Genomic DNA, 21,079 nt, shown 5'->3' with positions numbered 1-21,079 from the left:
GATCCCTAGGATAGAATCGATTGGGGACATCGGCATTGCTCCATTAAACGTGTTCTTCGCAAAAACAAGTCTAATGAATGCCGGTGTCCCCCGTTAATGATGTAGAGCCTCTTTTCGATGCGCGCCTCATTCAGGCAGCCACCTCCGTTGACTTTGATGTTGCCAGAAAGACCAATCACCAGCCATATCCCGCTGATGTGGCGATTGAGTGGACACTCAAGTAAAATGCCCCAATGACCATGCAACGTACATCATCCATTGCTCCTTGCAAAGCCTGCCAGGACCGGCCACCGCTGACGATAGATTTCAGCATGGCATTTCAGCCAATCGTCGATGTACGCAGTCGCCAAGTGTTCGCCTACGAAGCATTGGTGCGTGGTTTGGATGGCCAGGGCGCCGCACATATCCTCAGCCAGGTGAACGACGACAACCGCTACCAGTTCGATCAGGCTTGTCGTGTGATGGCTGTGCGTCTGGCTGCTCAGCTAGGCATTGGCTGCCATGTCAGCATTAACTTCCTACCCAACGCGGTGTATGAACCCGCCGCCTGCATTCGCACCACACTGGAAGCAGCGCAGCAGTACCAATTTCCCACCGATCGGCTGATTTTTGAAATCACTGAAAACGAACGCGTGGTGGATAAAGATCACCTCAAGGGAATATTGAAGGAATATCGGCGACGCGGCTTCAAAACCGCTATCGACGATTTCGGCGCAGGCTACTCCGGCCTGAACCTGCTGGCAGAATTCCAGCCGGACATCATCAAACTCGACATGGATCTGGTGCGCCATATCGACACCAACCCGGTGCGCCATGCTATCGTGCAGGGCATCTTGGGTGTCTGCAAGACGCTATCGATCGAGGTCATTGCAGAAGGCGTGGAAACGCTGGCCGAATACCGCACCCTGAGGGCCCTGGGCATCCATCATTTCCAGGGCTATTTATTTGCCAAGCCCGTATTTGAGCAATTGCCGGCCATCCGTTGGCCTGAAGACTAAGCACTTGCAGGGGCAGCACAATCCTGCTGCCCGGACACACGCGGCTTCGGTGCTTCAGCGTTTCAGAATGCCACAGCAACCTGGTTGCGACCATCGGCCTTGGCCCGGTACAGTGCCTGGTCGGTGCGGCGCAGCAAAGCAGTGCTGGATTCCCCAGGCTGCCAAGCGGCCACGCCCAACGACAAGGTGATGGTTCCGACGACGACATCTCGTTCGGCGGCCATGGCCCGGCGCACCCGCTCGGCCAGATCCTGGGCGGCATGCAACTTGCAGTCAGACAGCACGATCAAAAACTCTTCGCCTCCCCAGCGCACCGGCGCATCGCCACTGCGCACCATACGGCTGAGCACGTCGGCACAGCGCTTGAGCATCCGATCACCTTCCTCGTGGCCAAAGCGGTCATTGATGGACTTGAATCTATCGATATCGGCCAAAATCAAGGCGTAACCCCGACCTTCCATTTGTGCCGCGCGATGGCAATGCTGCAATCGCTTTTCACCGGCGCGACGATTGAGCAGGCCGGTCAAGGCATCGCGGTGAGCCTGTTCGCGCAGTTCTTGGGTGCGCATCACCAGTTCCGTGACGTCCTTGGTGACACTGACGTAATGCTGGATTATCCCTGTCTCATCCTGGAGCAGGGTGATGGTTTGCGCTGCATGGTAAATGCTGCCGTCTCTGCGGCGGTCGGTAAACATCGTGTTGCAACTTTCGCCACGCGCCAAGGCGTCACGCAATTGAATATAGAAATCTGGCTTGCGCTCTCCCGATTGCAGAAATTTTGGATTATCTCCCTGCACTTCGTCACTGCCGTATCCGGTCAGCTCTTCAAATGCTTGATTGACGAACAAAATCTGTGCCTGTTTGTCTGCAATCAGCACCGCGTCTTGCGTGGCGTTCAGTGCCCGAGCCAACAGGGCCTGCCGTTGCTCGGCACGCACCCGCGCCGTGATGTCCTGCTGCACCGAGACATAGGCTTGCACCTTGCCATGTGCATCGCTGACGGGTGAAATGCTCCACTCCACCAAGTAGCTGCTCCCGTCCTTGCGATAATTCACCGTAGAACCCTGAAAAAACCGCCCCTTTTCCAGGCATTCGCGCAGCTTTTGCAGCACCAGCGGATCGGTTTTCGGGCCTTGCAGCAAGCGCGGCGAACGTCCCAGCAGCTCGGTGGCGGTATAGCCCGTCATGCGGCAAAATGCTGGGTTGCAATAGATGATACAAAAGTCGCCATTCTGTTGCCCCGCATCGGTGACGATCACGGCATTGAAAGCCTGCTCTACAGCCGTTTGCAGCAACTGTCCAAAGTCGGGACACGTGGTCGTGGCGGGGATGGGCAAAGAAGTCACGGAGGCTGTCCGGTTTATAAAAAATGGGATTACCAGGATTCAGTGGACAGCGGTAGCATCCAATCAATGACTGAAGGTGGGCGCCATGTCGAAAGTCAATGCTAACAGCAAAGCACGCCAGACATACAAATTCATTGAATCGTATCGCGGAAAAGCCAACGCAAGGACCACGTACCGAGTTCCCGGCATTCGGCGTTTGCTTGCCTAGAAGGCCCACACTGGCCGCCATAGAAAGGTGAATCTATAATTTCTCATGCGCAAAAGAACCTACACGCCCGATGCCAATTTCATCGATCTTCTGATAGATGCGGTGTTTGCGGTCGATCTCGACGCGCGTGTGGTATTTGCCAGCGCAGCATGCGAACGGATATTCGGGTACACCCCCGATGAAATGATCGGAATGAATATGTTCGACATCATGCTGCCGGAGGACCGTGAACGGACTCGGCAATCGGTGGACGAGGTCATGGCCGGCCATCCTCAACTTCATTTCGAGAACCGCTATGTGCGCAAGGATGGGCAGATCATCCATCTCATGTGGGCAACACGCTGGTCGCCCACCGATCAGGTGCGGATCGGCGTAGCGCGCGACATTACCGAACGCAAGCGCGCTGAGTCGATCCAGGCTTCGATCCATGCAATCTCCGAAGCCTCCCACGGGGCTGCAAACCTGTCCACACTGCTTCAGCGCATCCATCAGATCGTCTGCACACTGCTTCCGGCGGACAATTTTTCTGTCGCGCTATATGATCGGAAAACGGGGTTACTGAGCTTTCCCTATTACGCGGACCAGTACGATCACAAGCCCGAACCCCATAGACCGCTGGCCGGGACGCCGCACACGACGATTCTGCAAAGCGGGCAGCCGCTCCTGCTGCCGCTGGAAACGATCAGGCCGGATGGACAGAATGCTCGCGTCAGCCCGATTCCACTGTGCCAACTGGGCGTTCCCCTGAAATCACATCACGGCACCATCGGTGTGCTGACGCTGAAAAGCTACCGGGGCGGCGCATGCTACAACGAAAGAGATCTGGAATTATTGCAGTTCATCTCCACCCAGATTGCTGTCGTCATAGAAGCTCAGCGCATGCAGGATCGACTTCAGCACATGGCGCAATACGATCAACTGACCGGGCTGCCCAATCGCGGGCTGCTGGATGACCGGCTCAAGACGGCCCTGACAATGGCCCAGCGAGCACAAGAACGGCTGTCCGTGCTGTATCTCGATCTGGATCAATTCAAACGGGTCAACGACACCCTGGGTCATAACGTGGGCGACCTGCTGCTGCAAGAAGTCGCCAGCCGCTTGCTGCAGTGCATGCGTGAATCAGACACAGTGGCGCGTATTGGCGGCGACGAGTTCGTGATCCTTCTTCAGCGGGTACCCGACCCCGAGCATGCCGCCATGGTCGCGACGAAAATCCACGATGTCATGAGCCGGCCATTCACGCTGGACGGCCACACTTTGAGTATCGCGCCCAGCATCGGGATCGCGCATTACCCCGAAGACGGCGAGCTTACCCATCAACTCCTGAAGCATGCCGATCAAGCCATGTACCGGGCAAAACATGGAAAACGACAGAACACAGGCGATCTACTGCTCGACGATCAGGAACTTCAGGCGCAGCAACGCGTCTTTGGCGAGCGCAACGACTGATTCCATCTGCTGGTTATGTGACGCGGTCAGATAGGAAATATAGAATTTCGCCGGCGCAATCGGGGGGTCGCACGGGAGGGTGCGCACCACCCCCATCGTAAGCATTTCCTTCAGCAACGGCAGCGGCAGAATCGCAATGGCGTGTCCGGCAGCGGTCAGCCTGGCGATCAAGGCCAGGGAATTGCTGGTGCTCAACGAATGCGGTTGCGTGCCGCCGCTGCCGAGCCAACCCTCGACCACCGCATGCAGCGTGGACGGCGCCGAATGGGTCGCGATGTTCAGACCGCGTGCATCCCGGGGACGAAAGGGGTTCGCCGAAATCGGCATCGAAGAAGACGCGACCCAGGCGAAAGGCATCCCGCCGATGAAGCAATCCGTAATGTCCGGCCCCGTCGAGGGATTGGTCAGCAACGCCATGTCCAGCTCTTTGGCATTCAGTTTCTGGTTCAGTACGGAACCCACATCGACCGTAATTTCCAGTTCCAATGAGGGGAAGTGTTCTTTGATGTGCGCGATGACCTCCGTCAACCCCACCGTGGCGGAACATTCGTCCGCACCCAGTCTGAGTTTGGTCGCGTCGTCGCGCCCCTTGCGGAAATGTTCCAGTTGGCGGCTGCTATGCAGGGCTTGCTCAGCATGCCGAAGCGCCGCCATGCCGGTTTCCGTCAACGTCATCCGCTGGCCGGCTCGCTCGAACAGTTTTGCTTCCAGAGCGTTTTCCAGTTCGCGGATACGCGCGGAGATCGCCGGCTGGGACAGGTGCAGATGTCGCGCAGCGGCATGCGTGCTGCCGAGATGGGCAGCCCAATAGAATGCCTCGAGCTGACTTAGGGTTATCCGCATGATAAGGATATCTTTTCAAGTCGACGAAATTCGTGATTATTAATCACAATAAGCTGCATGATATTCTGGATTTACCAATTAAAAATGTGACTTTTTAATAAAAGCGACGCTTTCAGCATGTATTTAATTAACCCCTTGCCCGCCCCGATTCCGGCCACGGAACTAGCATACCTTGCTTGCGCCGAACCGGCCAACATCGGCCATTTCCGTTCCCGTGGATTCATGGATGGCGGAATACGCAGCCATCAACGCGACATCAAAGTGGTCGGCACCGCCGTCACCGTGCAAATGCCGGGAACCGACGGAGGCATTATGCATTATGCAATGGGCTGCGTGCGCAAAGGAGACATTCTCGTGATCGACCGCTGCGGAGAGTCCACCACGGCAGCGTTTGGCGGCGCCATGGCCTTCGCGGCGGCGCAGGCCGGCGTGGCGGCCATGATTGTCGACGGCAAGGTGACAGACCTGGGGGAATTGCGCCAGCATGGCGTTCCCGTATGGTCTCGCGGTCCTTCCGTGGTGACAACCAGGATGCTGGAACAGGACGGGGGATTCTGTTGCACAATCAGCTGCGGCGGCGTATCCGTCCATCCTGGCGACGCGGTGCTTGCCGACGAGAACGGCATTCTGGTGCTGCGTCCGAACGAAATTCGCGCCGAGGCGCAAAAGGCGATCGAATTACAGGAAAAAGAAAAAATAACATTGAGCAGGCTTCAAGCAGGAGAACGTTTTCCCGATATTGTCGGATCTCGTTTCGCAATTGAAAGAAACTCGATTATTGCCGACTCAAGAGCATTATCCGCCTGATAAAAATCGAGATCTGGATTATTTGTTTTTCCCGAGGAGATGGTAATGAGGAAGATTGTTTTTGGTTTTGCCCTGGCTGCGATGCAATTCAGCGCCGTTGCAGCCGAATTACCCGAAACCCACTTCAAAGTGGTTGGCGGAGGCAGTCACAATTACACGTTCAGCGCAGTCGAAAAGCCCTTCTGGAGCAAGACGCTGCCGGAAGCATCTGATGGTCGCATCACCGCAGATCTCACCGGTCTGGCCGAAAGCGGCCTGAAGGGTCCCGAGGTCATCCGCCTGATGCGCTCCGGCGCGCTCGACATCGGCATGGGCGTGTTCGCCTACGTCAGCGGAGACGACGCGATGTTCGAAGGCATCGACCTGCCCGGCATGGCGCCCGATATCGACGCAGCCTACAAGATCGCAAAGGCGTACAAGCCCGTACTGGACAAGCGCATGCTGGACCGCCACGGGATCAAGCTGCTGGCGACCGTCGCTTACACCGCCCAGGTATTCTTCTGCCGAGAACCCGTCAATCAGCTAAGCGACCTGAAAGGCCGCAAGATCAGGACTCGTGGCCGCAACATGGCTGACTACGTCAGCGCATTGGGTGCTAATCCCGTCACGATTCCGTTTGCGGAAGTGGTGACCGCACTGCAAACCGGTGTGATCGACTGCGCAGTCACAGGCATCGGCTCGGGCAACGCCGCAAAATGGTACGAAGTGGCCAACAACCTCTACAACCTGCCCATTGACTGGTCCGTCGGTTTCTATGGCATCGGCATCAAGCGCTGGCAGAAGCTGGACCCGAACGTCCGGGCGCTGATGGAACAACAGTCCCAGACGCTCGAAGACAGGCTCTGGGAAGAAACCAAACGCGAGAACGATTACGCGCTGGCCTGCAACACGGGCGAAGGCGATTGCCAGGTTCACACCAAGACCCGCATGCATGCTGCGGCACCCAATGCCCAAGAGCGTGAAGAGCTGCGCAACATCGCGCAAAATATCGCCAAGCAGTGGGGCGAGCGCTGCGGCGCCGATTGTGTCCGTGAATGGAATGAAACGGCCGGTGTCGCTGCGGGCGTCACCATCCAGTAAACCGTTCAATGACAGGCAAGCAGGCCATGACCACCCGACCCCCTTCCTCCTCGCTGCATGTGCTGAACCGAATCGCCGGCTTCGGTTCCTGGATCGGCGGCATCGGCCTGCTCCTGTCATCCCTGTTCATTGCCGTGGACCTGATCTGCCGAAAGTTCTTCGGCTGGTCCATCGGCGGCGCGGACGAGATCGCGGGCTATGTGCTTGCCGGCGTCAGCGCCTGGGCATTCCCGATCGCGCTACTGCGACGTTCCCATATCCGGGTGGATGTGCTGTATGTGCATGCCCCGCGCACCCTGCGAACGGCGCTGGATCTGTTCGCGCTGGCGTGCCTGGCGGTATTCGTCGGCTTGCTGACTTACCAGGCCTGGCTGGTGCTGGAGGACTCCATTTCCTATCAGGCCATATCGAACACCCCCCTGCAAATTCCTCTGTGGATCCCTCAATCCATCTGGTTCGCAGGCTATGTGTTCTTCATCGCCACCATCCTCTGCCTGTTCACGATCTCGCTCGCCCTTCTTATCCGCAAGCGGACCGACGAGGTCGGCAGGCTGATCGGCATCAACTCCGTCGAGGAAGAGATCCGCGAAGAGGTCAAACCCGCACCCAACGAGCCCGCAACACACACGGCGACCGGCCTGAAAGCATAGAGACCCCTTATGTTGTCTGTGACTGTAATCCTGCTGCTCGGCCTTCTGGCCTTGAGCGTGACCGCCGCCGCCAGCGTCGGAATCCTCGGCATCGCGCTGGCCGAGCTGTATTCCCCTTTGTCCCTGATCAACGCTCTGGGCGAACTGGCCTGGGGCACCAGCGCTGAATTCCTGCTGGTCGCCATCCCGCTCTACGTGCTGATGGGCGAGCTGCTGGTCAGCTCTGGGGTAGCCGGGAAGATGTACGGCGCGGTCTCGAAATGGGTCTCGTGGCTACCCGGCGGACTGATGAACGCCAATATCGGCGCTTCCGCCTTGTTTGCCGCAACCAGCGGATCGAGCGTGGCGACAGCCGCCACGATCTCGACGCTGGCCTTGCCCGAGCAGCGGAAATCGGGATACGGAGCCCCCTTGTTCCTGGGCTCCATCGCCGCCGGCGGGACGCTCGGCATCCTGATCCCGCCATCGATCAATATGATCGTCTTCGCGCTGATCGCGAATGTGTCGGTTCCCAAGCTCTATCTGGCCGCTACCGTACCCGCGCTGATCCTGACGAGTCTTTTCGTCCTGCTGATCGTCTGCGCCTGCCTGATCCGGCCCAGTCTGGCCGGCGTCCGGGTCAGCGTGACCCGGCAAGAGCGGATCCAGAGCTTGCCGCACCTGCTGCCTCCGTTGGCAATATTCGGACTGGTGATCGGCGTGATCTACGGGGGCATCGCCACAGCCAGCGAATCGGCAGCCCTAGGCGTGATCGCAGCACTGGCGCTGGCCGGCTACAAAGGAGCACTGACCACCCGGATGCTGCGCCAGGCTTTCGAGGCCACCATGCGCACGACGGGCATGATCGTTCTCATCACGCTCTCCGCGTTTTTTCTGAATTTCGTCCTGGCTTCCATCGGCCTGACGACGGCCCTGGTCGACTTTGTCACCGGCCTGTCTCTGTCCCCGATGGGGACCATGCTGGCGATCATCCTGTTTTATCTCATCCTGGGGTGTTTCATGGATACCCTGGCGATGCTGGTCACCACCGCCCCGCTGACCGTGCCCATTGTCATCGCGATGGGGTTCGACCCCGTGTGGTTTGGCGTCGTCATGATTCTGCTCTGCGAGATGGGCCAGTTGACGCCGCCCTTTGGCATGAACCTGTTCGTCGTCCAGAGCATCCGAGCGGAAGGCAAGTTCATCGACGTCGTGTACGGAATCCTGCCGTTCTGTCTGGCGCTGCTGCTGATGCTGGCGTTGATGCTGATGTTCCCGGACCTGGCGCTGTGGCTACCGTTTCACGTAGCCGTTTCATGACGTTTTCCCCAGGAAATCGACCGAATGCTCATCTTTCAAATCTGCGAGGCAACTCAAACATGATCGCCGCTGACCTGAAAACAGTATCGCTGCCATGCCACATGCCGGACGAGGCCGACTTCGCTCGCTACGGAAGAATCGTCCAGTATTCCCAGGAAAGACCCGCGAACCTCAAGTCCGGATCCGTAGAGTCATGGCTTCTGCCCTTCGAGTCCGCCTCACCCGCGCACATTATGTTCAACCGGTACCACAATAACGATCGACGGTTTTCCGTGATGGAAAAGCACCTGGATGTGACGCAATGCTTCTTTCCTCTTGGGAATACGCCGTTCATCATGGTCGTGGGCATGGAATCACAAGACAATCAGCCATTTTCCGTCAATGACGTAAAGGCTTTTTACATTCGAGGCGATCAGGGTGTATTGCTGTGGCGCAACGTCTGGCATTCCCTGGCCCGATTCGCCGTCGGATCCGATTACATAGATCTTGCCTTCATTACGGACCGCGGCACCCAGGACGAAATCGAAAACAGCCTCGCAGGCGGGAAAGCACCGGCACGAACGCTTTTCACCGATTTCAAGGATACCGACAAGGTTCAGTTCCTGGTGCAGGATCCCTTGCGATAGAGATATCAGATTCCTTTCACAAGATAAATACAAACTATGTTATCACACGACATACATCATACAAATAACGCATAAAACCGAGCCCGTAACAGCAGCCACAACGCTCTTTATTCATAGTTTGGTCAAGATGTGCATATTTGGCAATTTTTCATATTCCGGCCTCTCTTAAAAGCAGTCATATGATGACGTATCACTATATTGAATAGATAGCATAAAAAGGAATTTACAGGAGACAAATTTTGGATAAAAACCCACAACCCCAGACCCCTGTCGCCAACGGCCTTGCAAGGCGACTCACAGGACTCTCCAAGATCATTCTTGGGGGCAGCGTCTTTATTATCACTGCGCTGATATTCCTGAATGTCGTCCTTCGCTACTGGTTCAATTCGGGCGTGTTCTTTACCGAAGAACTGTCCGAACTTCTGTTTGTCTGGATGGTATTTCTGGGCGCTCTCATCGTCCTGAAAGAAGGTACGCACATCGGCGTCGATCTGGTGATCAGCCGCCTGAATCCGCCGGCACGCAGAATCGCCTCTTTGCTTTCCAACCTGCTAATGCTGGGCATCACTCTGCTCATGCTGAAAGGCGGCATCGTCCAACTGAAGATCAACTGGGACGTCAAAACACCTGCGACCGGTTTTCCGATGTCGGCCTACGTCCTTTCGATCGTCTTCTTTTCCGCATGCGCGTCCCTGATCCTGCTCAACAACATCATCAGATGGCGTTCTGCAACGCACCACGACGCCGGCGTAAGTTCCGATACCGCAATCTGAAATGAACCATCGATCATGACAATCATCCTGTTCATCTCCTCTCTCCTGGCCACCATGTCGATCGGCATGCCGATCGCCTACGCACTCCTGGCCTGCGGCGTCGCATTGATGTGGCACACAGGGCTGTTTGACGGGCAGATCCTGGCCCAGAACATCCTGGCCAGCGCCGGCAGCTTTCCCTTGCTGGCAATACCGTTATTCATCCTCGCGGGCGAGATCATGAACAACGGCGGCCTGTCCCGGCGCATCATCAACCTCGCCATTGCCATGTTCGGCCACTTGCGCGGTGGCTTGGGGTACGTCGTGATATTCGCCGGCGTGATCCTGGCCAGTCTGTCCGGCTCGGCGCTGGCCGACGCTGCCTCATTAACCGCTCTGCTGCTGCCCATGATGGTGATGGCCGGGTATGACAAATCCAAGGCAGGTGGTCTGATTGCCGCCTCGTCGGTCCTGGGCACCATCATCCCGCCCAGCATCGGCTTCATCATTCTGGGTGTCGCATCCGGACTGTCCATCACGAAGCTCTTTCTCAGCGGCATCGTGCCCGGCATCCTGATCGCGATCGCGCTCAGCGCTACCTGGTGGTTGAGTTCCCGTCACAGCACCATCGCGCTCAGCCCCAAAGCATCCAGCGGGCAACGTCTCCGGGCCCTTGCAGACAGCTTCTGGGCGCTGTTATTGCCGGTGATCATCGTCGTGGGCCTGCGTTTCGGCGTCGTGACGCCCACGGAGGCGGGTGCGGTTGCAGCGATATACGCCTTGCTGGTGGCAACCCTCGTCTATCGGGAGCTCAAGCTGGCAGATCTCGTGAACATACTGTACCAAACGGCGAAAACGACGGCTGCGGTCATGTTCCTGGTTGCCGCAGCGGCGGTACCCGCATGGATGATTTCCCTGGCGGACATCCCGGGCCAGATCATCGGACTGATCGAGCCGCTCATGAATCATCCCAAGCTGCTGGTCGGCGTGATCATGCTGCTGATGATCCCGATCTCCATGACGATGGACCTGACGCCCAACGTCCTCGTCCTTTCTCCGATCTTCGTGCCGATCGTCAAAGCCGCCGGAGTCGATCCGATCTATTTCGGCGTTCTCTTCATGATCAATTGCTCCATCGGGCTGATCACACCACCTGTCGGCACGGTCCTGAACGTCGTATGCGGGGTCGGGAAACTGAAGTTCGAAGAACTCGTCAAGGGCGCTTTCCCGATGATCATCGCGCAATTCCTGGTGCTCGCGCTGCTGGTCATTTTCCCGGACCTTGTCCTGGTGCCCGCCAGCTGGTTCTTTTAACCCACAGGGGATGCATACATCGTTTCGAATACCAGGCTTTCAAAACCCCGAATTTTTCCAAAAACAGTCTTTTATAACCACACAAAACGGATGGAGAACACCATGAAGAAATTGGCTTTCGGCCTTGCTGCGATTGCAGCCTCTCTGATCAGCTATGGCGCTGTCGCAGCGGAATATCGCTCTCACACCGTGAAGTTCGCGGTCACGACCCCCTCGGGAACCCCGCCCGTCCAGGGGATGGAAATCTTTGCAAAGAAGATGGAAGACAGAAGCGGCGGCAAAATCAAGATCAAGCTGTTCCCCAATGGTGTGCTGGGCGGCGATGCACAGGTTCTGGCCTCTCTCCAGGGAGGCGTCATCGAGATGATGATGTGGAATGCGGGAAATCTGATTTCCCAGGTGCCGGACTTCGGTCTGCTGGACTTGCCCTTCCTGTACACGGACCTCAAGCGAGTCGACTCCGTACTGGATGGTGAAGTCGGCGACGCCTTGATGGCAAAGCTGCCGGAACGCGGCGTGGTCGGGCTCGCCTTCTGGGAGCTGGGCATGCGACAGCTGACCAACAGCACCCGGCCGGTGACGAAATACGAGGACCTGGCCGGCCTGAAGATCCGTGTCCAGCAGTCTCCTCTGATCGTGGATACGTGGGCTGCAATCAAGGCAAATCCGACCCCCTTGCCGTTCACGGAACTGCATACGGCGCTGGAGACCGGCACGGTTGATGGTCAAGAGAACCCGGTATCCCTGATCTATGCATCCAAGTTCAATGAAATCCAGAAGTACCTGTCCATCACCAACCACAACTACAACGCCCATCTTCTGATGGTCTCCAAGCCGTTCTGGGACAAGCTGAACGACGATGAAAAGAAACTGTTCAAAGAGGTCGCGATGGAAGTCCGCCTCGAGGAACGCGCGCTTTCCCGCAACAACGACCGGAACATCATCCAGAAGCTGAAAGAGTCCGGGATGCAGGTGAACCAGATCAGCAACGAGGAAACCATCCGCTTCCGCGAAAAGCTGCGACCGGTGATTCTCGAATACAGCAAGAAGTTCGATCAGGATCTGGTGGATAAAACCTTCAAGATCGTCGGCTTCAGCAAAGACTGAGGCCGACAGCCACGACCGCCTCTGCCCTGAGGCGGTCGTGGCAGCAGTTTTCTTTTGCGCAAGCGAACGCGCTCGCGCGCTTCACTTCTATCATTTCAAGGCAGCGGTATGGCTTTTTTCTACGGCAATCTACAAGACGGACCCCCGGATCTCGCGTCTTCGGGCGGACATATCGACACAACAGCCTTGTTGCGGGCAGCGGTGTCCATCAATCAGTCCATCAAGGCGCTTGCCCATGTCGCGCTCGCCCCGGAGACGTCGGCCCAGGCCGCCAAAGGCGGCCTGCTTCAGGGCGTACCGCTCGCCGTGAAGGACCTCATCGATGTAGCAGGCATGCCCACGCGCATGGGCAGCCGTGCCATCTGCAGGACTGCTCAACGCCATGCAGCGGTGATCGGCAAGCTGCTCGAGGAAGGCGCCATCATCATCGGCAAAAGCCATACTACCGAATTCGCCATGAGCGGCTGGGGCCAAAGCCCTCTGGGCCGCCCTTTGAATCCCATCAACGGGCAAGACCGCTATTTTTCAGGCGGGTCCAGCAACGGATCGGCTTCCTCCGTGGCATGCGGCTTGGTGCCTTGCGCCATCGGCACCGATACGGGCGGGTCGATCCGCATCCCTTCGTCCTGGTGCGGCATCACCGGACTGAAAGGCTCGCCCGGCTGGATCAGCACCGACGGCGTCGCCCCGCTGAGCCAATCCTTCGATACGGTAGGCCCCATGGCGCGCACGGCCGCCGACGCAGCCATCTTGTATCGCGCCATGCTGCCGCGATACGGCCGCACGGCATTCGAACAGGCTCTTGAACAGGCTGCGCAACAGCCTTTGCCGCACCTCCGCTTCTTTGACGATGACAGCCTTGGCATGCTGGACGAATCCGTGAAGTCGGCATACATCGATAGCCGGGCACGCTGCGAAGATCTTGGATTCACAACGGAATTGTGCAGTGTCCCCTGCCGGTTCGAGGATATGGCGGACACCTGGGCAGGCATTTCTTCGGTCGAAGGTTATCTGAACAATCAGGCGGTCGCCGAGAACCCGGATTCGGACCTGGACGAGGACGTTCGCAAAGCCCTGCTGCAAGGCAAGCGCCTGCCGCTGCACGAATACTTTGCCCTGCTGAACAAAGCCCGCCTGCATCGACAAGCCATGGAGTCCCTGCTGACACCGGGTTGCCTGATCGTCATGCCGACCACCAGCACCCCCGCCATCAAACTGGATGGCTTCGACCCGAAGCGCACGCTTGGCATTTACACGCGCTTCGTCAACCTGATCCAGGGATGCTCCATCGCTCTCCCGAACGGACTGAGTCCGCAAAGCCTTCCCACTTCGATGCAATTCATCGGGGCCTACGGGCAGGATGCGTCCATCGTTCACGCCGCACTGATGTGGCAAAAGCACACGGACTGGCACGAGAAAATTCGCGCGCAGCACCAGCAGCAAATGCAGGAACGCCTTCGGCGGCAACACATCTGAACATCGCCCATGACTCGGCGCTTCGGACAGACAAGAATCCAGACACAGACGAGGTTTCAATGAAGCAAGACCACATGATTTCCCTGAAGGAAAAGATGCGCCGCAAGAACGCGGTTCTATACGGGATGAATATATATAGCGGATCCAGCACGGTCGTGGAAATCACCGGATCTTACGACCTGGATTTCCTGTTCATTGATACCGAGCATACCTCGCTGGGCGTCGATGAACGACTGGAAAAGCTGGTGCTGTCATCCAAGGTCGCTGGCGTGGACGCCCTGGTTCGGGTATCCGGTGTGGTCGAAGCAGAAATACGGAAAGTTCTCGAATTCGGCGCCACCGGGGTGATCATCCCACGAGTCGACAACGCGGACCAGATGAGAAGAATCATCCAGGCAAGCAAATTTCCGGGGCAAGGACGGCGCGGAGGAGACAGTTCCGTGCGGTCTGCATCGTATGGCGCGCCAGGCTTCGATTGGAAGACGTATTGCCAAAGCGAAAACGACAGGACGGTCATCGTACCCATGGCGGAGAGCTATGAGTTCTTCGACAACATCGATGAAATTCTGGATGTGGGGGGCATCGATGCCGTTCATTTCGGCCCGGCGGACTATTCCTTGTCCAGAAATCTCCCCATCGATTACAAGATGCGGCATCCCGAAGTCCGAGAAAAACTGGCGCTCCTGATCAGTCAATGCCGCCCCCGGGGCATCCGTGTCATGGTCCCCTGCTTTCCTCCTGATGCAGAACAAGCCGCTGAGCTGGCCGCCATGGGATGCGACATGCTCCTCATCGGAAGCGACATTTACTGGATGAACATGGCCGGGAAAAATGTGGCATCGATCCGCGCAGATCTTGCCCAATCCCGCCCATGAGCACCACCCCGCGCACCTGCTACGTTTGACATGAACCGGAAGGCGTGCAGCATGCTGCCGCCTCCATCACCAGAGGATCCAACATGATCTCGCACCACGAACTGAAAGAAATAATGAATGACGGGCTGCTGTCATTTCCCATCACCGATTTTGACGCCCAGGGTGATTTCGATGCCAAGGGCTACCAGGCTCGGCTGGAATGGCTGATGCCCTACGGCGCGCGCGCCTTGTTCGCAGCCGGAGGCACTGGCGAATATTTTTCCCTGACCCTGGATGATTTTTCACGGGTGGTGCACACGGCAGTCAAAACCTGCGAAGGCCACACCCCCATCCTGGCGGGGGCAGGAGGCCCCACCCGCACCGCAATCGCCTACGCTCAGGAAGCTCAGCGCCAAGGGGCAGCCGGTCTGCTGCTAATGCCGCATTACCTGACCGAAGCGCCGCAGGACGGCATCGCTGCGCACGTCCGTGAAGTCTGCCGCTCAGTCGATATCGGTGTCGTCCTGTACAACCGAGGGCAATGCCGCTTGTCCGCCTCGGTGCTGGAACAACTCGCCGACAGCTGCCCCAACCTGATCGGCTTCAAGGACGGGATCGGCGATATCGAAAACATGGTGCGCATCCGCCGCCGCCTGGGCGACCGCTTCACCTACCTGGGAGGCCTGCCCACCGCCGAGGTATTCGCGGCAGCCTACCGCGCACTGGGCGTGCCGGTCTATTCATCAGCCGTGTTCAACTTCATCCCCGGAACCGCCACCCGGTTCTACCAAGCCGTGCGGGCCGCGGACTACGAGACAATCAATCGTCTGCTCGATACATTCTTTCTGCCGCTGCTGGAAATCCGCAACCGCAAGGCCGGTTATGCCGTAAGCCTCGTCAAGGCGGGAGCACGTATCGTCGGCCATCCCGCCGGCCCGGTCCGCGCGCCACTGACCGATCTGCTGCCTTCCGAAGAAGCAGAACTGCGCGCGCTCATCGAAGCGCTACCCGGATCAGACTGATTCGCCAAACCCAGTCGTTTTCGGCTGGGTTTTTTGTTGTCTGGAGCGGGCGCGATTCACAACAGAGATTCGATCGGCAGCCACGACAGCCCCTTCACCAGCAGAAGCCGCCAGAAAGAGGCCTTGGGTTCCGAATTCAGCGTCTCGGTTCCCTGGGGCGTACGTTCACGCCAGACAATCTCGCCCCGACCGTCCAGCCCCAGCTGATAAGCGCCGTTCGGGATCAAGTCGTCGAACAGCTTGGCCATGAGGCGGGCCATGGCCTCGCTGTCTATCACAAAGCCCAGTTCCGTATTCAAAAGAGCGGACCTGGGATCGAAATTGAAAGAACCCACAAACACACGCTTCCCATCTACCGCGAAAGTCTTGGCATGAAGGCTTGCGCCCGAACTGCCGAACGGCCCCGCCTTCTCCTTGGGACTTTCAGTTCCGGCCTCGCGCCGCATCTCGAACAGCGTGATGCCCTGTTCCAGCAAGGGGCGGCGATACTTTGCATAGCCCGCAAAAACCGCCGTCACATCCGTGGCCTCCAGGGAATTGGTCAGGATGCGGATGCGAACCCCCTGTTTCTCCAGGGTGCTGAATGCTTCCACGCCTTGCTGCGTGGGCACGAAGTATGGCGAAACCAGGTCCACCGAATGCGCAGGCTTACCCAGGATGTCGATCAGGCGCGCCATGAGAGTAGCCTGCTGCGGCGCACGGCCCAGCGCCTTGCCGGGATCATCGCTCACCATGCGCACCGACACCCAATCAAACGCCAGCTCCCGCGCCAGCAGCTTCTGAATGAAAGCCGACTGCCTCACGGCTGCCACATAGGCGCCGGCCTCGGGCGACAGCGCCATGCCCGCCTCTTCTTGTCGCAACAATCGAGACTCGCGCTCGCTCGGCATCGACACCAGGCGCTCTAGCGGATACGCCGATTCGCTGCCCCAATAGCGGTCGAAATCATGTGAGACGTCCTCGACCACATGGCCCGCCACCATGACATCGAGATCGGCAAACGCCACCCCCTGCGTTGCCCCGAAGTATTCGTCCCCGATGTTGCGCCCACCCACGATCGTGACCTGCCCATCCACGGTCAGCGATTTGTTGTGCATGCGCCGGTTCAGCCGGCTGAAGTCCGTCAGGAACGCCAACTGCTTGAACATGCGAAACGGAAAGGGGTTGAACAAGCGGACCTGAGCATTGGGTTCCGCATTCAGCAGGGCGAGCTTGTCGTCAAGTCCGCTGGTGCCGTTATCGTCCACCAGCAGCCTGACGCGCACCCCACGTTGAGCAGCCTCGTGCAGCGCCTGCAACATCAGATTGCCAGTAATGTCGTCGCGCCAGATGTAGTACTGGATGTCGATGGTGCGTTGCGCTTCGGAGATCAGGCGCATGCGTGCTGCGAACGCACCCAGCGGATCGGACAGCAGCACGACGCCCGACAAGCCCGAATGCTCTGTGAGTAGCGGCGCCAGGCTGCGCCCCAGCGCGGTATCAGCGCTCTGCTGCGGCGTGATGGCCTGCGACGACTGCCTTCCTTCCTGGGAAGGCAGGCTGCACGCCGACAGGCAGATCGCGACGACCATCAGCAGGGTCCCATTCTTCAACATCAAGCATCCACAAGACGAGAGCGAATGCTCATTTTATCGAAGTGGATATCGGCTCCGGGCAAAACCCGCCAGCCGCACGGCGCGATCAGTGAGCAGGGTGAGGGTGGGCCCCCTCAGAGCCCTCTCATGCCACCGCACATGCGGCCCCGCATGCAGCGATTCGGCGGACGCAAGCGCTGAATCACTCTGTAAATCATCCGAGTTGCATATCCCTTCCGTTCCGGCGCGCGCAGGTCTAAGCTTGTACAACGTCCTGGCGGCTTGGGGCGTTGAGCCTGCGAAATTTCACTGACGGAACAAAGGATCACATGATGCTACGTACCCTGATGTTGTTGGCGCTGGGTGCCACCGTGTCTTTGCCGGCACTGGCAGCTCCCCCGAAAATCACGAACGGCAGGATTGTCGATGAACACGGCATGACACTCTATGTTTTCGACAAAGACGGTGCGACCGGAAAAAGCATGTGCACCGACGGCTGCGCCACCAACTGGCCGCCTGCCGTGGCTGACTCACACGACAAAGCGAGTGGCGATTGGACCATCATCAAGCGCGGCGACGGCGCCATGCAGTGGGCCTACAAGGGCCGCCCCCTGTACCACTGGCATACGGACAAAAAGCCGGGCGATGCCATGGGCGACGGGATCAAGAACGTCTGGCATGCAGCCAAACCGTGACAAACAGAAACGGGGCCGGGGGTATTAAGGTTCACCCCCTGGCCTAAGCGCCAAATGCACCATCGATCGTATGCATCGCCCCCGTGACAAACGAGGCTTCCGGCCCAGCCAGCCAAGCGACCATGCCTGCGACCTCATCCGGCCGACCATGACGTTTAATCGCCATGAACCCATGCAGCACGTCCTTCATCGGCCCATCGGCTGGGTTCGCATCCGTGTCGATAGGGCCCGGCTGCACGACGTTCACGGTGATTCCACGCGGCCCGAAATCCCGGGCCAGCCCCCGCGCCAGCCCCTGGAGGGCAGACTTGCTCATGGCGTAGGCGGCCATGCCGGGGACCGGCATCCTGTCGCCATTGACGGAACCAATCACAATGATCCGACCGCCCTCGGGCATCTGCCGGGCAGCCTCGACAGCGGCATGATACGGCGCGTGGATATTGATCCGAAACAGCCGGTCGATCGCATCCGGATCCTGTGCCAGGGCATCACCGAAAACCGCGATCCCGGCATTCACCACCAGCACGTCCAGCGGACCGCTTGCCCGGACCCTCTCAATCACCGCATCCCGATCCGCACTGTCGGTCAACACCGCCGTACTGCCGGTTCCCATGGCAAGCTTCCGGGCGTCATCCGGCGAGCCGGCATACGTGAATGTCACGACGGCGCCTTCTGCCGAAAAGCGGCGGACGATCGCGGCGCCGATACCCCGGCTGCCGCCGAGCACTAAAATGGATCGGGATTGAAACGTTGACATGCGATGCTCCTTGGATAGTATTGTAGTGAGCACTATATAAATGACGATGAATGTTGTCAATGGGTTTTTTAATGAACACTAAAAAATTATCTCGACCGCCTGGTCGACCCCGAAGTTTTGATCCGGACCAGGCGGTCGCCATCGCTCAGCGCCTATTCCATGCGCAGGGATACGACGCCGTCAGCGTCGCGCATGTGACCGACGTGTTGGGCATCAATCCGCCCAGCTTCTATGCTGCTTTCGGCAACAAGGCGGGCCTGTACGCCCGCGTCCTGGACCGCTATGCCAGCACGGGTACTATTCCCCTCAAAGAAATCTTGCGGTCGGACAGGCCGGTAGCCGATTGTCTCGCCGCCGTCCTGGAGGATGCCGCCTGGCGCTATGCTGCCGACCCGGAAACCGCCGGCTGCCTGGTACTGGAAGGCACGCATGCCGAAGATCCGCAAGCCCGCGCAGCCGCCTGCCAGTTTCATGCCGCCGCTGAAGGGATGATCCGCACCTACATTGCCGAACGCCATCCGGAAAAGGCCGAGCGGCTGACGGACTTCATCAGTCTCTTCATGCAAGGCCTCTCCGCCAAGGCGCGTCAGGGCTATAGCGCAGATCGCCTGATGAACACCGTGCGACTTGCCTCTCGGGCGCTGGCCGACGAGCTGCAAACCTGAGCGTGTCAGGCCTTTTTGAGGAACTCGGCCTTGAGCATCACCGCCATGCCATCGACCTTGCAGTCGACTTCATGATCGCCATCGACGATGCGGATGTTCTTGATCTTGGTGCCTTTTTTAAGGGTGCTGGATGACCCTTTCAGCTTCAAGTCTTTGATCAGGATGACGGCGTCTCCCGTCACCAAAGGATTGCCGTTGCTGTCCAAGACTACACGGGCCTCGTCCACTGCCTCGGCAGGCTCAGCCTGGACAGGCCATTCATGGGCGCAATGCGGGCAAATATAGTGGTCGCCATCCTGGTAGGTATCCTGGGCGGCGCATTCGGGGCAATTCGAGAAATCAGTCATCGTTGGCTACAGAGCACAGCACACGCCGTGAGATAGTCAATAAGGCCCCCAGTATAGGCGACCCCTATCCCGTGGACGTCCTAGCCCTGCGCCAGCGCCCAGGCGACATGCTCGCGCACCAAGGCGCTGTCGTGGTCGGCGCGGCTTGACAGGGCTGCACGCAATTCCCGGGCCTGTTCCGCGTCCGCCTGGCGCAATGCATTGCCCAGCGCGACCGCCACATTGCGCAGCCAGCGTTCATGATTGATGCGCCGGACCGGGCCACCTTCGGTGTGCTTTAGAAAAGTCGCCTCGTCCCAGGCAAACAATTCCACCAGCCGATGGCCGACCAGCGGCGCGCGTTCATCAAAATCGGGCAGTTCCGTCGTCTGCGCATACTTGTTCCAGGGGCAGATCGTCTGGCAATCATCGCAGCCATAGATACGATTTCCCATCAAAGGACGCAGCTCTTCAGGGATGGGGCCATGATTTTCGATGGTCAGATAGGAAATACAGCGGCGCGCATCGACCACGCCCGGCGCCACAATCGCGCCCGTGGGGCAGATGTCGATGCAGGCGGTACAGGTGCCGCAATGCGCGCTGACCGGCTCAGTAGGGTCCAGCGCAAAATCCACAAAGATCTCGCCCAGGAAAAACATGGACCCCGCATCGCGCGACAGCACCATGGAATGCTTGCCGCGCCAGCCCTGACCGCTGCGGCTGGCGAGTTCTTTTTCCAGCACCGGCGCCGAATCCGAAAAAGCACGATACCCAAATGGGCCGACCAGCGTCTCGATGCGGTCGCATAATTTTCGCAGACGCCCGCGCACAACCTTGTGATAATCACGTCCCCGCGCATACAGCGAGACCACGCCTTCGCCCGGGTCTTCCAGCCGTGCCAGCTCACGGGTTTGCCAGTCCGGCGCAGTGGTGCCGCGTGGCAGATAGGGCATGCGCGCCGTGATGACGCTGATCGTGCCAGGCACAAGCTCAGCCGGGCGTGCGCGCGTGAGGCCATGTCGTTCCATGTAATGCAGGTCGCCGTGATAGCCCAGGGCCAGCCACTGCAGCAGTTGCGGCTCGGCTGATGACAAATCCACCCCCGACACACCGATATGGGAAAACCCCAAATCGTGCGCCCACGTCCGTATCTGGCGCAGCCACTGGCTACGGTCTGCGCTGGTCGATGAAGGGAGGGAAGAGGTCATCGTGCAAGTCTAGTCTTTTTCAG

21 protein-coding genes are annotated in these 21,079 nt (G+C 58.6%); 15 read left to right on the top strand and 6 right to left on the bottom strand.

From position 1 onward, the window contains the following. The first annotated feature begins 233 nt into the window (after positions 1-233). Entirely contained in the window at positions 234-998 is a 765-nt protein-coding gene (locus tag WBF69_RS12630; protein ID WP_424264497.1) for an EAL domain-containing protein, read from the top strand. 62 nt (positions 999-1,060) lie between these two features. Here WBF69_RS12630 and WBF69_RS12625 read toward each other — a convergent pair whose 3' ends face one another. After that, positions 1,061-2,344 (bottom strand): sensor domain-containing diguanylate cyclase, encoded by a 1,284-nt coding sequence (locus tag WBF69_RS12625; RefSeq protein ID WP_424264496.1) that lies wholly within the window; start codon positions 2,342-2,344, stop codon positions 1,061-1,063. A gap of 253 nt (positions 2,345-2,597) precedes the next feature. Here WBF69_RS12625 and WBF69_RS12620 point away from each other — a divergent pair, with 253 nt between their 5' ends. Continuing rightward, a complete protein-coding gene (locus WBF69_RS12620; protein ID WP_424264495.1) occupies positions 2,598-4,001 on the top strand; it encodes a diguanylate cyclase domain-containing protein in 1,404 nt (467 codons plus the stop codon). Here the strand turns inward: WBF69_RS12620 and WBF69_RS12615 are convergent. After that, positions 3,939-4,844: a LysR family transcriptional regulator gene (locus WBF69_RS12615; protein WP_424264494.1), complete on the bottom strand. Its 906-nt coding sequence runs from the start codon at positions 4,842-4,844 to the stop codon at positions 3,939-3,941. The two genes, WBF69_RS12620 and WBF69_RS12615, sit on opposite strands and share 63 nt — an antisense overlap. A gap of 117 nt (positions 4,845-4,961) precedes the next feature. Here WBF69_RS12615 and WBF69_RS12610 point away from each other — a divergent pair, with 117 nt between their 5' ends. The 11 genes from WBF69_RS12610 (at position 4,962) to kdgD (ending at position 15,831) form a co-directional block, all read left to right on the top strand. Next, the gene (locus WBF69_RS12610; protein ID WP_424264493.1) at positions 4,962-5,651 is read left to right on the top strand and encodes an RraA family protein; all 690 of its coding nucleotides are present in this window, start codon (positions 4,962-4,964) and stop codon (positions 5,649-5,651) included. Positions 5,652-5,696: 45 nt separating this feature from the next. After that, entirely contained in the window at positions 5,697-6,731 is a 1,035-nt protein-coding gene (locus WBF69_RS12605; RefSeq protein WP_424264492.1) for a TRAP transporter substrate-binding protein, read from the top strand. Positions 6,732-6,739: 8 nt separating this feature from the next. Then, positions 6,740-7,381 carry a TRAP transporter small permease subunit gene (locus tag WBF69_RS12600; protein WP_424264491.1) on the top strand — a complete coding sequence of 214 codons (642 nt, stop codon included), beginning with the start codon at positions 6,740-6,742 and terminating at the stop codon, positions 7,379-7,381. A gap of 9 nt (positions 7,382-7,390) precedes the next feature. Next, entirely contained in the window at positions 7,391-8,680 is a 1,290-nt protein-coding gene (locus WBF69_RS12595; protein WP_424264490.1) for a TRAP transporter large permease, read from the top strand. Between the two features lie 59 nt (positions 8,681-8,739). Next, positions 8,740-9,306 (top strand): ureidoglycolate lyase, encoded by a 567-nt coding sequence (locus tag WBF69_RS12590; RefSeq protein ID WP_424264489.1) that lies wholly within the window; start codon positions 8,740-8,742, stop codon positions 9,304-9,306. Positions 9,307-9,545: 239 nt separating this feature from the next. Continuing rightward, a complete protein-coding gene (locus tag WBF69_RS12585) occupies positions 9,546-10,079 on the top strand; it encodes a TRAP transporter small permease (RefSeq protein ID WP_424264488.1) in 534 nt (177 codons plus the stop codon). A gap of 15 nt (positions 10,080-10,094) precedes the next feature. Then, complete coding sequence (locus WBF69_RS12580) at positions 10,095-11,372, top strand: TRAP transporter large permease (protein WP_424264487.1); 1,278 nt, start codon at positions 10,095-10,097, stop codon at positions 11,370-11,372. A 102-nt stretch (positions 11,373-11,474) separates the two neighbouring features. After that, complete coding sequence (locus WBF69_RS12575) at positions 11,475-12,479, top strand: TRAP transporter substrate-binding protein (RefSeq protein ID WP_424264486.1); 1,005 nt, start codon at positions 11,475-11,477, stop codon at positions 12,477-12,479. 108 nt (positions 12,480-12,587) lie between these two features. Continuing rightward, positions 12,588-13,955 (top strand): amidase, encoded by a 1,368-nt coding sequence (locus WBF69_RS12570; RefSeq protein WP_424264485.1) that lies wholly within the window; start codon positions 12,588-12,590, stop codon positions 13,953-13,955. Positions 13,956-14,014: 59 nt separating this feature from the next. Beyond that, the gene (locus WBF69_RS12565) at positions 14,015-14,830 is read left to right on the top strand and encodes an HpcH/HpaI aldolase family protein (protein WP_424264484.1); all 816 of its coding nucleotides are present in this window, start codon (positions 14,015-14,017) and stop codon (positions 14,828-14,830) included. Between the two features lie 83 nt (positions 14,831-14,913). Continuing rightward, a complete protein-coding gene (gene kdgD / locus WBF69_RS12560) occupies positions 14,914-15,831 on the top strand; it encodes a 5-dehydro-4-deoxyglucarate dehydratase (protein ID WP_424264483.1) in 918 nt (305 codons plus the stop codon). A 56-nt stretch (positions 15,832-15,887) separates the two neighbouring features. Here the strand turns inward: kdgD and WBF69_RS12555 are convergent, their stop codons facing one another. Continuing rightward, complete coding sequence (locus tag WBF69_RS12555) at positions 15,888-17,402, bottom strand: phospholipase D family protein (protein ID WP_424264482.1); 1,515 nt, start codon at positions 17,400-17,402, stop codon at positions 15,888-15,890. Between the two features lie 335 nt (positions 17,403-17,737). On the opposite strand from WBF69_RS12555, the gene WBF69_RS12550 reads away from it, so the two are divergent. After that, the gene (locus WBF69_RS12550; RefSeq protein ID WP_424264506.1) at positions 17,738-18,100 is read left to right on the top strand and encodes a hypothetical protein; all 363 of its coding nucleotides are present in this window, start codon (positions 17,738-17,740) and stop codon (positions 18,098-18,100) included. 43 nt (positions 18,101-18,143) lie between these two features. Here WBF69_RS12550 and bdcA read toward each other — a convergent pair whose 3' ends face one another. Next, on the bottom strand, positions 18,144-18,857 hold the full coding sequence (gene bdcA, locus WBF69_RS12545) for an SDR family oxidoreductase (protein ID WP_424264505.1): 714 nt from the start codon (positions 18,855-18,857) through the stop codon (positions 18,144-18,146). Positions 18,858-18,928: 71 nt separating this feature from the next. On the opposite strand from bdcA, the gene WBF69_RS12540 reads away from it, so the two are divergent. After that, positions 18,929-19,522: a TetR/AcrR family transcriptional regulator gene (locus WBF69_RS12540; protein ID WP_424264481.1), complete on the top strand. Its 594-nt coding sequence runs from the start codon at positions 18,929-18,931 to the stop codon at positions 19,520-19,522. 5 nt (positions 19,523-19,527) lie between these two features. Here WBF69_RS12540 and WBF69_RS12535 read toward each other — a convergent pair whose 3' ends face one another. Together WBF69_RS12535 and queG are read right to left on the bottom strand one after the other, a co-directional pair. Beyond that, positions 19,528-19,869, bottom strand: coding sequence for a zinc ribbon domain-containing protein YjdM (locus tag WBF69_RS12535; protein ID WP_424264480.1), 342 nt, complete (start codon positions 19,867-19,869; stop codon positions 19,528-19,530). Positions 19,870-19,949: 80 nt separating this feature from the next. Beyond that, complete coding sequence (queG, locus tag WBF69_RS12530; protein WP_424264479.1) at positions 19,950-21,056, bottom strand: tRNA epoxyqueuosine(34) reductase QueG; 1,107 nt, start codon at positions 21,054-21,056, stop codon at positions 19,950-19,952. Positions 21,057-21,079 lie beyond the last annotated feature (23 nt).

The sequence above is a fragment of the Castellaniella sp. genome, from assembly GCF_049673105.1.
Classification (GTDB): Bacteria; Pseudomonadota; Gammaproteobacteria; order Burkholderiales; family Burkholderiaceae_B; genus Castellaniella.
Note: the sequence above shows the minus strand (reverse complement) of the source record. Positions and strands in the feature narration are given on the sequence as shown.